This is a genomic window from uncultured Sulfuricurvum sp., from assembly GCF_937936435.1.
Lineage (GTDB): Bacteria > Campylobacterota > Campylobacteria > Campylobacterales > Sulfurimonadaceae > Sulfuricurvum.
The window spans coordinates 1-13,114 of record NZ_CALDDG010000079.1 but is presented as its reverse complement, the minus strand read 5'-3'; the positions used below and the strand labels follow the sequence as shown (position 1 = coordinate 13,114).

General features: G+C 38.6%; 15 protein-coding genes. 8 read left to right on the top strand and 7 right to left on the bottom strand.

Translation table 11 applies throughout. The annotated features are described in order from the left end of the window. Both Q0389_RS08445 and Q0389_RS08440 read left to right on the top strand, forming a co-directional pair. Positions 1-203, top strand: a 203-nt coding sequence (locus Q0389_RS08445) for a hypothetical protein (RefSeq protein WP_298693471.1), incomplete at its 5' end; no start/stop codon positions are given. A 14-nt stretch (positions 204-217) separates the two neighbouring features. Next, the gene (locus Q0389_RS08440) at positions 218-1,153 is read left to right on the top strand and encodes a restriction endonuclease (protein ID WP_298693470.1); all 936 of its coding nucleotides are present in this window, start codon (positions 218-220) and stop codon (positions 1,151-1,153) included. Positions 1,154-1,169: 16 nt separating this feature from the next. On the opposite strand, the gene Q0389_RS08435 is transcribed toward Q0389_RS08440, so the two are convergent. After that, on the bottom strand, positions 1,170-6,065 hold the full coding sequence (locus Q0389_RS08435; protein ID WP_298693468.1) for a RecQ family ATP-dependent DNA helicase: 4,896 nt from the start codon (positions 6,063-6,065) through the stop codon (positions 1,170-1,172). 5 nt (positions 6,066-6,070) lie between these two features. Next, positions 6,071-7,201: a Fic family protein gene (locus Q0389_RS08430; RefSeq protein ID WP_298693466.1), complete on the bottom strand. Its 1,131-nt coding sequence runs from the start codon at positions 7,199-7,201 to the stop codon at positions 6,071-6,073. Between the two features lie 412 nt (positions 7,202-7,613). On the opposite strand from Q0389_RS08430, the gene Q0389_RS08425 reads away from it, so the two are divergent. The 3 genes from Q0389_RS08425 to Q0389_RS08415 are packed head-to-tail and all read left to right on the top strand — an operon-like array spanning position 7,614 to position 8,763. Beyond that, complete coding sequence (locus tag Q0389_RS08425; protein ID WP_298693465.1) at positions 7,614-8,342, top strand: hypothetical protein; 729 nt, start codon at positions 7,614-7,616, stop codon at positions 8,340-8,342. A gap of 14 nt (positions 8,343-8,356) precedes the next feature. Further along, positions 8,357-8,617: a type II toxin-antitoxin system HicA family toxin gene (locus tag Q0389_RS08420; RefSeq protein ID WP_298693464.1), complete on the top strand. Its 261-nt coding sequence runs from the start codon at positions 8,357-8,359 to the stop codon at positions 8,615-8,617. After that, positions 8,614-8,763, top strand: a complete 150-nt coding sequence (locus Q0389_RS08415; protein ID WP_298693463.1) for a hypothetical protein — start codon at positions 8,614-8,616, stop codon at positions 8,761-8,763. Before Q0389_RS08420 ends, Q0389_RS08415 begins: the two co-directional genes overlap by 4 nt. Before the next feature lie 305 nt (positions 8,764-9,068). Here Q0389_RS08415 and Q0389_RS08410 read toward each other — a convergent pair whose 3' ends face one another. The 4 genes from Q0389_RS08410 to Q0389_RS08395 form a co-directional block, all read right to left on the bottom strand. Next, positions 9,069-9,401 carry a hypothetical protein gene (locus Q0389_RS08410; protein WP_298693462.1) on the bottom strand — a complete coding sequence of 111 codons (333 nt, stop codon included), beginning with the start codon at positions 9,399-9,401 and terminating at the stop codon, positions 9,069-9,071. Positions 9,402-9,442: 41 nt separating this feature from the next. After that, the gene (locus Q0389_RS08405; protein WP_298693461.1) at positions 9,443-9,817 is read right to left on the bottom strand and encodes a thioredoxin family protein; all 375 of its coding nucleotides are present in this window, start codon (positions 9,815-9,817) and stop codon (positions 9,443-9,445) included. Positions 9,818-9,881: 64 nt separating this feature from the next. Then, positions 9,882-10,091, bottom strand: coding sequence for a hypothetical protein (locus tag Q0389_RS08400; protein WP_298693460.1), 210 nt, complete (start codon positions 10,089-10,091; stop codon positions 9,882-9,884). Between the two features lie 88 nt (positions 10,092-10,179). Continuing rightward, a complete protein-coding gene (locus tag Q0389_RS08395) occupies positions 10,180-10,506 on the bottom strand; it encodes a hypothetical protein (protein ID WP_298693458.1) in 327 nt (108 codons plus the stop codon). A gap of 116 nt (positions 10,507-10,622) precedes the next feature. Here Q0389_RS08395 and Q0389_RS08390 point away from each other — a divergent pair, with 116 nt between their 5' ends. The 3 genes from Q0389_RS08390 to Q0389_RS08380 all read left to right on the top strand — a co-directional run bounded on the left by Q0389_RS08390 (position 10,623) and on the right by Q0389_RS08380 (position 11,750). Beyond that, the gene (locus tag Q0389_RS08390) at positions 10,623-10,949 is read left to right on the top strand and encodes a hypothetical protein (RefSeq protein ID WP_298693457.1); all 327 of its coding nucleotides are present in this window, start codon (positions 10,623-10,625) and stop codon (positions 10,947-10,949) included. Then, positions 10,927-11,292, top strand: coding sequence for a rhodanese-like domain-containing protein (locus Q0389_RS08385; RefSeq protein ID WP_298693456.1), 366 nt, complete (start codon positions 10,927-10,929; stop codon positions 11,290-11,292). The genes Q0389_RS08390 and Q0389_RS08385 overlap by 23 nt, the downstream gene beginning before the upstream one ends. Positions 11,293-11,378: 86 nt before the next feature. Continuing rightward, positions 11,379-11,750 (top strand): thioredoxin family protein, encoded by a 372-nt coding sequence (locus Q0389_RS08380; RefSeq protein ID WP_298693455.1) that lies wholly within the window; start codon positions 11,379-11,381, stop codon positions 11,748-11,750. 29 nt (positions 11,751-11,779) lie between these two features. Here the strand turns inward: Q0389_RS08380 and Q0389_RS08375 are convergent, their stop codons facing one another. Continuing rightward, the gene (locus Q0389_RS08375; protein WP_298693454.1) at positions 11,780-12,292 is read right to left on the bottom strand and encodes a putative metalloprotease CJM1_0395 family protein; all 513 of its coding nucleotides are present in this window, start codon (positions 12,290-12,292) and stop codon (positions 11,780-11,782) included. Between the last annotated feature and the right edge of the window lie 822 nt (positions 12,293-13,114).

Genomic DNA, 13,114 nt, shown 5'->3' with positions numbered 1-13,114 from the left:
AAGTGTTAAAAGATTATAGAAAAGCTAAAATTACAGGTGTATTTTATGAGGCAGATGGAATTACACCTATAATTTTCGCAACAGAAGAAAAAGATCAATTATTCAGTTATTATCAAAATAAATCTAATATCGATGGTGATAACAAAATGAAGTTTCCTGAATTTGCAGCCGTAATAATAAATGTTTTAAATCAACTTCCATAGAAAAGAGGTGATAAATGTCAATTCCAAAACATGATGATATTCGTATCCCGGCTTTAAAACTTTTAAATGCAAAGGGTACTTTAAAACTCAAAGAGTTCGAAGCTCCATTGGCTCAGGAATTTCAACTATCTCATGATGAACTTTCCGAAATGTATCAGTCTGGGAATGGTCCTGTCTTTTATGATCGTGTATCATGGGCATTGAGTTATATGAGTATGGCCGGATTGGTCAGTAAACCAAAGCGGGGACTATATCAGATCACAGAGCAGGGGAAACAGCTTCTAAATACTCCTAATACAATTAATGACTATATTGCTGAACAAATTCAAAAAAGAAATAGCGATAAAGTTGAACAACGGTCAACATCGATACAAATGCCGTTTGATTTTGATTCCGCTGAGGAATTGACACCTTCGGAGACTATTGAAGTTTCATTTGAAAAAATCAAAAATAAAGTCTACAACGACATTTTGGATACGATCATCAGTAAAACGCCACGAGAATTCGAAAAACTGGTTGTAATGTTACTTCAAAAAATGGGGTATGGCGGAGAAGTGCATGATTCTGGTTTAGTTACCAAGCAATCCAATGATGAAGGTATTGACGGTATTATCAAAGAAGATGTATTGGGATTTGGTCGAATCTACATCCAAGCTAAACGATATAGCCGAGATAATAAAATAGGCCGAGAAGATTTAAATAAATTTGTAGGCGCATTGGCCGTTGCTCAATCAAATAAAGGTGTTTTTATCACAACATCGAGTTTCAATAAAAATGCTGTTGAATATGCCAGTAAACTAAATAATGGCACTACATTAGTTTTGATCGACGGTGAGCAGTTGGCGAGATATATGTATGACTACTCTTTAGGGATGCAGACGGAGCAGATCATAGAAATCAAAAAACTCGATAACGATTTTTGGGACATGATGGAGGATGATTCAAATTAATTGGATAAATCATGTATCAGGGATGATACATACCAATATTACATAGAACATGTAGATTAGTTATTTGATTTATAGCATCTCTTCGGGCTACTATATATTCGATTTCAGCTTGTGGACTGAGTCGATATCCCTGTGCTTCTTTTTGTAGAATTTTTGTACTAAGGCGATCTTTACCATTCTCAGGTTTTGAAAGTACACCTATTGTACGACCGTTTTTAGTGAGTTTGAACCATATAGTTCCATCTTCATTGGTCTGCTTTTCGATCATAACCGTTTCACCGACGATAGGATTTGTTAAATGAATCCCTTTTGCTGCTGCTTCACTGCCTAATGCGAGGTCACCCAATCCCATTGTAAAAATAATACTACTTGGCTCTATTTGTAGCTGATGGATCATAGAAACATTGTTTGTTAATGATTCAAGTGGCTTGAAACATGGATCTTGGGTATGAATGTAGAGGTTTTCTTTTGCACGTGTGATTGCTACGTAAAGGAGACGGCGTTGATAGTCGTCTTGAATAAAGTTATTCTCCACCATCACATAGACACTGTCAAACTCTTTTCCCTTGGCTTTGTGCATTGTAGAGACGATTACTTTAGCTTTAGTTGATTCAAATTCCTCAAATTCGATATCATAAAGATATTCTTCAAATGCCGTTATAAGGTATTCGGATGAGCTATTTTCGGTATTCGTTTCATTCACAAATCGTTCGATGACCTTTTGTGCCAATGAGAGATTACTAGAGTCCTTGTAACGTTCATCCATCCATTTCGATGCTTCTTCAAACGTTGATTGTTTCCAAGCCTCTAAAAAGTCATGTAATTCTACTAACTGGCCTAATCTAAAACCATCTTTTGCGGTCAGGTATTTGACGTTGATCCCCTTGGCTTTGAGGATAGAGAACATCGTTAGAACCGCTTGATTCGTTTTGCAGAGAATAGCGATATTGTCTGAAGGATCTTTTTCAACGAGATCGGCAACATTCGGTATCATTGATGTATTCAATGGATAGTTTATGATCTGAATATACCCGTCATCTGTATCATTTGCTACCAAATCATCAAGTTTTAGCCGATTAGGGATAGTTTTGGCAAAGGTATTGGCAAAGGTGACAATATTGGACTTACTGCGGTAGTTGTTAAGGAGTGAATATCGAGCAAAGTTTCCGGAGTTTTCATCTTCTTCCTCGATTGCGACACCGTCATTGAACTCATACTCGAACGCTTTCATAAATGCGACTTCGGCACGATCATCTCCATCGAAATTATTGATACATTGATCATCATCTCCGACCGCTATGATCCGTTTGTTAGCTTCCATCTTTTTAAACAGTGTCGTAATGAAACGGTAAGTCTTGAGACTGACATCTTGATATTCATCAAGAATTAGCATCGTTTTAAAAGGGATTTCGATCTCGCCTCGTTCGATTCCTTGTGTTGCTAGTTCAATCGCCTGATCGAGGCGATTTTGCTCAGACACTCGTTTACCGATGAGCTGCAAGGCATAAGCATGAAATGTCATGATATCGACTTCATACGCCAATCCTCCAATTAACTTGACTAGACGATTACGAAATTCAGCAGCGGCAGCTCTGCCATGAGTCAGCATCAAGAAATGATCGGGTTTATGATTCTCTAACGTGATCAGAGAAGCAATTTTATGAACCAAGGTTTTGGTTTTTCCACTTCCGGGACCTGCCAAAACCATAATGGCGCGATTGGTTTTATCGTCGAAGACTTTTGATTGTTCTTCATTAAGATCTTTGACGATTTGACGATAGCGCTCTTCCGTCAAAGGGAGTTTGATCATCTTCTCATCAAATTTATAGAGCTTTTTAAAGGCGTTGTAATCCATCGAGAAATAATCACCGATGAGTTTAACACATCTCTCCCAACCCTCTTGTAAGAGCTTTTTGAAAAATGCCATGAGGATATGGATTGCTTCGGTTTTGCGCTCGTAATAAACTTTGAGACTTTTGTTGTAATCACGGTTCTTTTGATACGGTGTTCGCTCTTCGATTCGGTCGTTTTTTTGCAAAGCAAAAGCTTGATAATAGATCAAACGTCCACGGCGTAGTTTGAATTCTTTGAGGGTGTCATGGAGATAGACAAGGGTATGATGAAACCCTTCTAGGGAGATTTTAGAGACTTCATTAACGCTTTGCTGTAACTCGGTAGATGAAAACTCGACTTCATCGCTGCTGCTTTTGTGCTTGTCCAATAACGTATTGATGACGGAACGAGCGACCTTTTGACGAACCTGTACCAATTCGATCACTTTGGGTAAATCTTCTTTTTGGAGGATTCTGCAAATCTCTTTGTGAAATTTAACTTTAAACTTCTTTTTCGCCAGTGATGAGAGGTGCGTGAAGCTTTGAATGATCTTTTTGGAGGTACGGATATGATTTGTTTTTTCAGAGAGCATATCGTTGACATCGCGCAAATGAAATTCATGTTGATAATCTGGGAGTGCTTTGAAAAAATCGATGAGTTTGTTTTCAAATTCGAAATGCGATTCAAGCTCTTTTTGTACTGAGCGACTAATGTAAGCACTTACATCATTTTCCATAGCGATAAGATCGAATTCGGCTAGTTTATATAATACTCTATGTACATCGCTACGATTCACGCCTGTGTTATCGGCTAAGTCATCTACCTCGATAGGATCAAGTTTACTACGTCCGATGATTGTTGCCATAATCCGAATCATCTCGTCATAAAGATCCAATATCTCTTTATGTGGATCGAGTATTTTATGCACATACTCCATGGTATTGGAATCTTCATCTTTCTTGATCGAAGTTGCATAGATTTTTGTCGTGTTTCGACCACGCTGTATAATTCCGGCTTCTTCAAGTTCCAAAAGAGCGGTTTTGATCATGACATCATAATCTTTGGAGCTATCTTCGGTATCAATACCAACTTTTTCTGCAAGCTGTTTCGTGGAGAGAATGACAGGATTGCGCTTTTCTTTCTTGATCTCTTTGAGAATACGGTTGATTTCGGCATATTCGATTTTCGAGCGGTTTTGCTGATTAAATAGCTTATCAAAATCACTGTTGGCATATAGAACGATACATTCGGCATCAATCGAATCGGATCGGCCACCGCGTCCGGATTCTTGGAGATATGATTCCAGTGAATCCGATGTCTCATAGTGGATTACTGCTTGAATATTGGGTTTGTCGATCCCCATCCCAAATGCGGTAGTAGCGATTACAATATCAATATCATCTGATATGAAATCATTGAGAATTTCGGATTTATTACGGCCGTGTCGCTTTCCTTCTTCTATTTCACTATCTATCTTGGAGTAAAACGGTTCAATTTCCAGCCCCATGGCTGTAATGCGTGGGTCTTGAAGCAGCTTTTCGGATAGTTCCCGGCACATTCGGGCATTTTGAGGAATATAGATAATAGTGGGTTTTCGACCGATACGGGAAATCTCTTTTACGAGCGTTTCGTATTTATCTTTGTCATCAGCAACTTCGATCGCTTTGTAATAGAGGTTCGTTCGTTTTGCCGATGCAAGATAATCATTGAGCTTTAATCCAAGTCGTTCTTCAAAATAATTTTTAATATCCTCCAAGACTTCAGGCTTTGCGGTAGCAGTTAAACATGAAACAGGGATAATCCCTTGAAACGGGGAACTCTCCTGTAAGTCTTTGATAAACATGGCGATGTATTTGTAATCGTGCCGGAAGTCGTGTCCCCATGAGGAGAAACAGTGAGCTTCATCGATGACAAAGCGTTCAATAATCCGTTTTTTGAGGGCATTAAATATCGAATTGGATCGTAGTGCTTCAGGTGCGAGATAGAGGATATCGATGATTCCGTTTTCTACTTCTGTGATGGCATTAAGTCGCTCAATAGGACTTAGATAGCCGCTGATGGCTGCCACTTTGAAATTTTGATTCTTTTCTCGAAAACTCTCAACATGGTTTTTCATCAACGCTTGCAGCGGTGAGATAACGACGGTTAATGCTTTATAGGCCTGAGCTTTGATCAGAGCCGGCATTTGAAACGTAAATGTCTTACCTCCACCAGTCGGGAGAATGGCCAGCAATGATTCACCGTTTAATGCCGCTTCAATAATGTCTCGCTGGGAGATTTTGTCTGCATCGAGATTGAGCAAATCGGTTCCGCTGTCGCGGGCTTCAAAATCTCTGAACCCACTAATACCGAATTCATCGTTTGCAAAACGATCTAAATTAATGGATGCGGGATCATATTGCAGTTCTTTGAGCAATCGTACCGTATGAGGAAATGTTTGCAATACAGCATAGGAAAGGGATGTCCGTTCTTTGGTCATCAAATAAACCAACAATATTCCCATTTCTACGGGGTATTCTTCTAAGAGCTGTTCAAATCGATCTTTTGAACATTTCAAGTGTTCTTTAAAAAAGTCATAAATATCGATTTTTTCGGGCTCTATATTGATGTAGGAAAAAAATCCCTCAAAATATTCATTTTTACCAAGTAATGAAGCTAATAATGCTTTGAGTGAAGGTCCAAAGGTGTTGAATCGCTCAATCATGACCTCAAGTAGATTTTGGGTTGAAAGGCAGTCACCGAAGGGGTCATTTTGAATATGAGCTTCAGTTTTATAGGGTTTGGAGAGTTTATGGGATAGCTTATCCGGATATACCAGCATCGACACAAAAAAAGTATCGATGATCTTAGCGGTTTCAAAGATCGGATTAAAAGTTGTTTCGACTAAAAAACGCTTGTCATGGTTGATAAAATTGTGTCCACAAATGAATTCTGGAGTGTATTTAAAATAGAGATCACGTATCGCACTGACACTTTGGCCATTGTATTGTTCGTCTTTTATCAATGCACCGACAGCATGAATTTTATGACTATTGGTACCAACTTCGAGATCGATGAAGAGGATATCAGTATTCGCCATTGAGTTTACTTCGTACTTTCCCATTCAACATCATAGCTGGTGCTTCGTCCACCGGCTCCACGGCTTTTGATACATCCTTTATCCAATAGATCACTCAAATCACGGCTCGCGGTAACACGGCTGCAATCACATAGTGAAGCGTATTTACGAGCGTTCATTCCCCCCTCAAAACCTTCTTTGCCTGCATCGAGAAGACGGTTAAGTACTTTTTTCTGACGCGGGTTAAGATCATTATGGATATGAAGCTGCCAGAATCGTGCTTTTGCTACAACTTTTTCGATTGTTAGATGAGCATTTTTTTGGGCGGTTAAAACTGTTTGTAAAAACCATTCTATCCAAGCTGAAATATCTATTGTTCCAGTCGTTGTTAACTCCAAAATATCATAATAACTTCGTTTAGAATCATTGATAGCTGAACTCATTGAGTAAAGTCGTATAGGACTGTTTTCAGCTCGACTTAGCATCATATCGGACAATGCTCGTGCGATACGTCCATTTCCATCATCCATGGGATGGATAATAACAAACCAAAGATGAGCGATTGCAGCCCGCACATATCCGTTTTCATTCGTTGGAATATTGATAAAATCAAAGAATCGTTGCATCTCGTCTTCGACTATATTGCGCGGCGGTGCGATATAGTGTACTTTCTCTTTTCCAATATGTCCTGATACAACTTGCATAGGGTCATCACCACGGTACGAAGCGACATTGATCTTATGCATTCCAGAATATCCGGTAGGAAACAATGCTGCGTGCCAAGAATATAATCTATTTACATCAAATGTTTTTGCAGTATTTCTTGAAGCGTCAAGGAGAATATCGATTAATCCATCCGTTTGAACAGTAGAACGGTCTTGTGATTCGTATGAAATGCCCAATTTTTTAAAGATGGAAGAACGAACCGAGTCTCGTGAAAGTACTTCACCTTCGATTTCTGAAGTCGTTACAGCATCGAGAGCTAATGTTTCACTTTGCATCTCAAGGAGACGTTCTGTAGTGAGCCCATTGCAGACTCCTTCTAATAATCCCTGCTGATATCGAATCTCTTGTATCATATCATGAAACTTTGTTGGATCATAAGTAAAGTGTGGCCAATCACTATTTTGCCAAATATAGGTTTGATACGTTTGCATGGATTAATTGTATCATATAAAGATACGATTAATGTCATTAATTGTATCAGCAGGAGATATGTGTATGTATGATTCTATAATTTTTAAAATATTTTCATCAATTTTTAAAAACAGTCAGATAAGTCAGATAGCTCAGATAACTCCTATTTCGCGCGAATGTATTTTTCTTTGGCGTTTGCATTTAATCAGATAAGTGGGGAATCCATTGGGAAATGATCATACTTAAAAAACTTTAAGATAGAACACAATAAAATTAGAAATAGCATTTTTACGCATGCTATTTCCACTAAATAAGTTCGTCAGGACAGCGTGAAAGTTTAGAATCTTCAATAGTATAAGTCGTGTTGGCATTATTGTCTTTTTTTTGTTTGTATGAGTGGAAGCATATAAAAAGCAATAAAAAGGAATATGCATGTCACAATTCACAAATCCCACAATCCCTACAATCGAAAATAATCACGAAGTCGAATCGATTAATGATTTGTTTAAACGTTTTACTGAAATGACGCCTGTCATAAAGACATTTTCGAATTCATCCGAATCCAATCTTAAAAAAGAAGCGAATAGGCTTAAAAAAAAGCTTGGACTTAAGCATGAAGACGCACTGGATCAAGCTGCTAGAGATAAAGGTTTTAAATCATTTAATGATTTTAGAAAGCAATTTTCATATTGGCAGAGTCTTCCTACTGTATATATACACATTTCAAATAATATAACAAATGAATCTGTTATATCGTTGGATGATCATAGATTTGGTATCAAACTTTTGACAGAAGAAGAAAAGGTTGAATTTTTTAATTCTCCAAAGAATAGAAATGCTATTCAGCTTGGTCGAATAAATAAAGATAACGGCTATTTATTTAAGTTTATTCATTTCAAACTTGATACTATTGTGCAAAATGAACTAAGAAATGAGTTAGAAGAGTCCAGCAAAAAATATCAATATCGTTTTTTAGAAATGGATGTTGAAACCAAAATAACAGAATATATAGATGCTCATTTTAGAGCATATTTAGCTGCGGAAAAATATGCCGACATAGATCCTGATGCATATATAGTGAATGGTAAATATTATAATGCAGTTGGTTTATATGATGCGATGCCTGATCAATTCGGTCCACTATCTGATTCAGATTATTAAACAGAGTATTTGTCATGAAAATAGCGGCAAATACAAGGGCAATAATGAAGTATGCCAATTTTATTGGCTTTAAAAAAGTCAGACAGAGAGGTACTCATATGATTTTAAAAGACCAACTTAATAATACAGTTACTCTGAAACGGCATGCAAATAAAAAAACATTCAGCCAATATCATTTAAAAGAGTTACTGCATGATTTGGGTTCTAATTTTGATGAGTATATTCAATATTTGAATATTAAATCAACAGAGTATCAGAAAAGAGAATCAGCATGACACAAGAAGAATTGGATATGTGGTCGAATATAAATAATCCAAACAACGATGCTAATATGGACGATTGGGCAGATATTCACAATCCGAATAATGATGCATATATAGGTAATGGTGACGATGATTATGACGATGAGGACGACGAATGATATTGAGAATATTATGTGCCCAAATTGTGCCAAAACGAAGCATTTTTTGACGGCTATTGAGATCGAAAAAGTAAGTATTTAGCCAGTATAAGGCGGTTTAAACTCCATTCGAGTCCGCCCACTGGTACCACTTATAATACTCAAAAAACTCCCTAAAATTATGAACTTTCAAGCCAAGAGAAGAAAAACGATTTGGTATCTTGTTACACCATAGCTTGTCACACTTTTTGATGTTATACCAACTTGTATCATTACTACATACAACTCAGTATTATGGAATGACCTCTCCGAAGAGCAGATATTTTTTAAGACGAAGGTTGATACGATAAGTGATGCTCTTCGATGATCTTAGTAAACGCCGTTTGCAGCGTCACTTCATCCGGTAGCTCACCACGTTCGGCTTTACCCCGAAGATCATAGAGCTCAAAAAGACGTTCGACATCTTCACTCCCAAGTTCGAAGTGTTTTGCTTCGATTGATCTGAGGAGCCCTTCGCTGATGGCAATTTGCTGTGGTTTGTTTGCTTCAGTCCATGCATCGCCCATGTACACGCAGACAATCAAATCTGTTACGGGGTAATGGCCTTTTCTGATATAACTGTAATCCTTGAAATATCGTTCCAGTCGATTTAATGGCATCTACTTTCCTTCTACACCGCTTTAAGTTGTCAAGAGTTACTTTATGGCTGTCGCTTGCGTGCTGCTTTTTTTGCTGCTCTTTCCGCACGAAATTTGTCCATATCGGTCGCTTTTGTCTGCTCGATCAGATCAACCAGTTCCTCTTCAGATAATAATCCCGGTGTTTTGAAAACAACCGTCTTCTCTTTCATAAACACCGTCGTTGGAAGATTTTGGACAAAGAAATAGTCTGATAGCTTTGTCTCCTCTTCCGTATGCAGTTTTGCAAACGTTATGTCGGGGTATTTTTCAGATACTTTTTCAAATATCGATCCATACTGTTTGCACGGAGCACACCACTGTGCCCAAAAATCGATAACCACTATCTCGTTATCTTGAACGGTTTTATCATAATTCTCTTGTGTCAATATGAGCATATTCCCTATTATCCTGTTTTCGAAAATGTAATAGTATAGCCTTTAAATAAGGCGAAGGGCTTGCTTAACGCGCAATCAGTTTGATCATCACCTCGTCGTCGCTTGTATCAGTAGGACGGAAAAAATGTTTACCGCAAAACGCTTCGTTGATCGTTCTGCACAACCCTTTGGCATACAGCATTGCTGCGTCTTTATCTTCAAAGGTTTTTGTTGATTCGATATTTTTGGCATCCTTAAAACAAGCGCACTCTTTTTCCAGTTTTACTGTAACCATTGTCATTCCTTGTTGTGAAATTAGGTATGTTAAAGAGTCAATGCATAGACCATTCTTTTATGGGGTCATGATGATTTCGAGACGGATTTTAAATTCGAGCTAACATGACGATTACAAAAGGTACCGGACTTTTGGGTGCACCGGCTGCTTCAAAAACTTTCATAAAAGAAGTTGCGATCTCTTTGATCTGCGGTGCGGTGTAATTGTGATCGTATGACTCATCTAGAACTTCCATGATTTTATCTACGGCAAGGTCAAGACGGCTATCGTCCAGTTCGGCAAAGCCCAATCCTTTGTCCCATGAGCAACAATGCGGGAAAATATTGAACGTTTCGGTGAGTGCAGCGTCATCCAAATCGTCAAGCAGTTTGTATTGACGAACAAAATCGATTACCTGATTTAGTTTGCAGAGCATAGAATCCTCCTTGGAATAATGTTTGACAAACTGCATAAATCGTGCCCAAAGGTAGGTTTTTCTATTAGAATACTTTATGTATATTGATTAAAATAGTCATTGTCGAGGAGCATTATGTGCATCAATGTTTGGTAGGAATATGTGAGCGATTTGAAGAAATTACCGATTTCCTCGAACATCGATCGCACGAACGAGATGCAATCATAGTACGGCTTTTCTCGGATTTTGTCGATTGCTTCTCGTCATTGCAGGCTGAAAAGCTGGAGTATCCGAAAGAGTTTCAAAAAGATGTGAAATACTTTTTGCAAGGTGAACCGGTCATGAAAAAGCAATTTGAAGATATAGAATTCCGCTATTTGATGCTCAGTGATTTTTACGATTTTTGCAGGTTGACAAAAAGATATATCAGAAAGGATGCTCATGTTGAATTTCGGGCCGTTTAAATCTCTTTCTACACGAGAGTTCAAGCAAAAAAAAGAAGAAGGCTATGCCATCATAGACATACGAAGGGCAGAGGAGTGGGAATACTACGGCATCATCGAAGGGAGCCATAAGATCACGTTTTTCGATGAGTTTGGAGAGTTTGATCTTGAGAGCTTTATGGAAGCTTTTACGAAAGTGGTGACGAATAACGAACAGCCTTTTATCCTCGTATGTGCCCATGCGAACAGAACCAAAACACTCGGAGAGTTGATGGGTGCGCAACTCGGATATAAAAACGTTTATGAACTCGACGGCGGGATTAACTGGGGTTGGATCGATCAGGGTTTGGAAACGGTACGATAAAGAGTACATGAGGCGATGAGAAGAAAATGTGATGAATAATGTGATATAGTTTTGAAGAAAAATTTAGGCTATAGAGGAGCAATAAGATGTTTAAAATATGGATCGGTTTGTTGTACGGAATCTCGCTTTTTGCGGCAGATATCCAAGTCGCCTCTTATGATAACGTCAAACTTATGGTTAAAAACTCTCCCAAATATTCTGTTGTGATACTCGGCACCGATCACTGCCCGTTTTGCAAAATTACGATGGAATCCGTGAAAAAATTAGATCCAAAATATAATGATAAAGCACAATTTTTTTACATTAATCTCGATCAGAACGAAGAAGCTAAAAACGATTATGAAGTGACCGCTACACCTAATATCCTCTTCTTCGCACCCAAGGGAAGATTGCTAGAGAAGAAGATCGGCGGATTGAATGAGATCGGATTCGAGAAGAAATTAAATTCCATGCACTGAATATTATGAATGTGTGCGGCAGGATCTATTTATGAAGACGCTTCTGCCGATGATGGATCCGTTTGCGATAGTGCGACGGACCCATAGGCTTTTTGTCCGTTGATCGTCTCTTGGATTTTTTTATTCTCTTCTAAATGCCCCCGCATTTCCATAACGGCTGCTGATGCGGCGACGCGATAATCTTGAGGGCTTGGATCGGAAGGTGCCATTGCGGCTGCGGCGATTTGGCGTGCTTTTTGGATAGTTTCTTCCGGAGTTTTTCCTTCGGATGTATCGATAGGCACTTCACCGGCGGTGGCGTACATTTTCCCGTCCGGCCCTTTGGTATAACTAAAATTTGCACCTCCGCTAACTACACCGCCGCCTGCAGCTATATGTGCCGCTTCGTGAGCCCGTACTTTTGTATCTGTAGCTTCTAATTTTGAGATCAATGCTTGAGAAGAAGATGATTTTTCGGAGGAAGAAGATTCTGTAGATGGTTTTTCCTGATTAGAAGTATAAGAAGAGTACTGATATTGCGAAGACGATATCCGTATATCCATAATTTTGCACACTTCCTTTGCTCAGCATGTTTGACCTATTATCCTCTAAAAAATAGTAGCATATTTTCAGAGATTTCTGATTATTCGCAAGTGTTCCAGCTACATACCGTCGAACTAAGAGGATATTTTGGTTGCAATAAAAAGAGAGATCGCACAAGTTATGCATTATTTATGTCAAAAATGATACTAAAGCGGATAAACTACAGGTATTGATCGCCGTATCGAAAAAATAGTTATATTGAAACAGGGAGACCCATGTATAAAAATATCGAACTTATCCATACACTAACGCACAAAGAGAGTTTTGTCAAAGCATTCGATAACTTCACATACGCAAAAGAGATGATTAGTACTCCTATCACGATTGCGGAGTTTTACGAATGTTGTAAAGATTATCCTATCCTTTTTGTAAAAGATGCGGAAGGAAACTGGAGCGCATCGGCGATGCTCGGATTTAAAGAGAAAGAGAACATTTTTGTCGATGAGAACGGTACATGGGAAAATCTCCGATATGTTCCCGCATCAATTCGCCGTTACCCTTTTATCTTTGTCAATCACGAAGACAATAAACTCTCGTTGGGACTCGATAGCAGTGCTAAAAGTGCCGGAGAGAGCAAAAGCGATCGAAAACTGTTTGACGAAGAGGGAAAACCGAGTGAATTTTTAACGGGTGTGATGAATTTTATGAATCAGTTCCAAGCCGATGCCGGAACAAGCGGACAATTTATCAAACAACTCGATCAATGGGGATTGCTCGAAGAGAAAACGGCACAGATCAGATCGGAAGAGCACACGTCTGAACTCCAGTCACATTCCTTTATC

What these genes read in the sequence shown, in the direction of transcription:
- Q0389_RS08405 (WP_298693461.1), bottom strand. Translation starts at nt 9,817, where the DNA reads ATGCTCATATTGACACAAGAGAATTATGATAAAACCGTTCAAGATAAC.
- Q0389_RS08430 (WP_298693466.1), bottom strand. Translation starts at nt 7,201, where the DNA reads ATGCAAACGTATCAAACCTATATTTGGCAAAATAGTGATTGGCCACAC.
- Q0389_RS08420 (WP_298693464.1), top strand. Translation starts at nt 8,357, where the DNA reads ATGAAAATAGCGGCAAATACAAGGGCAATAATGAAGTATGCCAATTTT.
- Q0389_RS08440 (WP_298693470.1), top strand. Translation starts at nt 218, where the DNA reads ATGTCAATTCCAAAACATGATGATATTCGTATCCCGGCTTTAAAACTT.
- Q0389_RS08380 (WP_298693455.1), top strand. Translation starts at nt 11,379, where the DNA reads ATGTTTAAAATATGGATCGGTTTGTTGTACGGAATCTCGCTTTTTGCG.
- Q0389_RS08415 (WP_298693463.1), top strand. Translation starts at nt 8,614, where the DNA reads ATGACACAAGAAGAATTGGATATGTGGTCGAATATAAATAATCCAAAC.
- Q0389_RS08435 (WP_298693468.1), bottom strand. Translation starts at nt 6,065, where the DNA reads ATGGCGAATACTGATATCCTCTTCATCGATCTCGAAGTTGGTACCAAT.
- Q0389_RS08425 (WP_298693465.1), top strand. Translation starts at nt 7,614, where the DNA reads ATGTCACAATTCACAAATCCCACAATCCCTACAATCGAAAATAATCAC.
- Q0389_RS08385 (WP_298693456.1), top strand. Translation starts at nt 10,927, where the DNA reads ATGTTGAATTTCGGGCCGTTTAAATCTCTTTCTACACGAGAGTTCAAG.
- Q0389_RS08375 (WP_298693454.1), bottom strand. Translation starts at nt 12,292, where the DNA reads ATGGATATACGGATATCGTCTTCGCAATATCAGTACTCTTCTTATACT.
- Q0389_RS08395 (WP_298693458.1), bottom strand. Translation starts at nt 10,506, where the DNA reads ATGCTCTGCAAACTAAATCAGGTAATCGATTTTGTTCGTCAATACAAA.
- Q0389_RS08410 (WP_298693462.1), bottom strand. Translation starts at nt 9,401, where the DNA reads ATGCCATTAAATCGACTGGAACGATATTTCAAGGATTACAGTTATATC.
- Q0389_RS08400 (WP_298693460.1), bottom strand. Translation starts at nt 10,091, where the DNA reads ATGGTTACAGTAAAACTGGAAAAAGAGTGCGCTTGTTTTAAGGATGCC.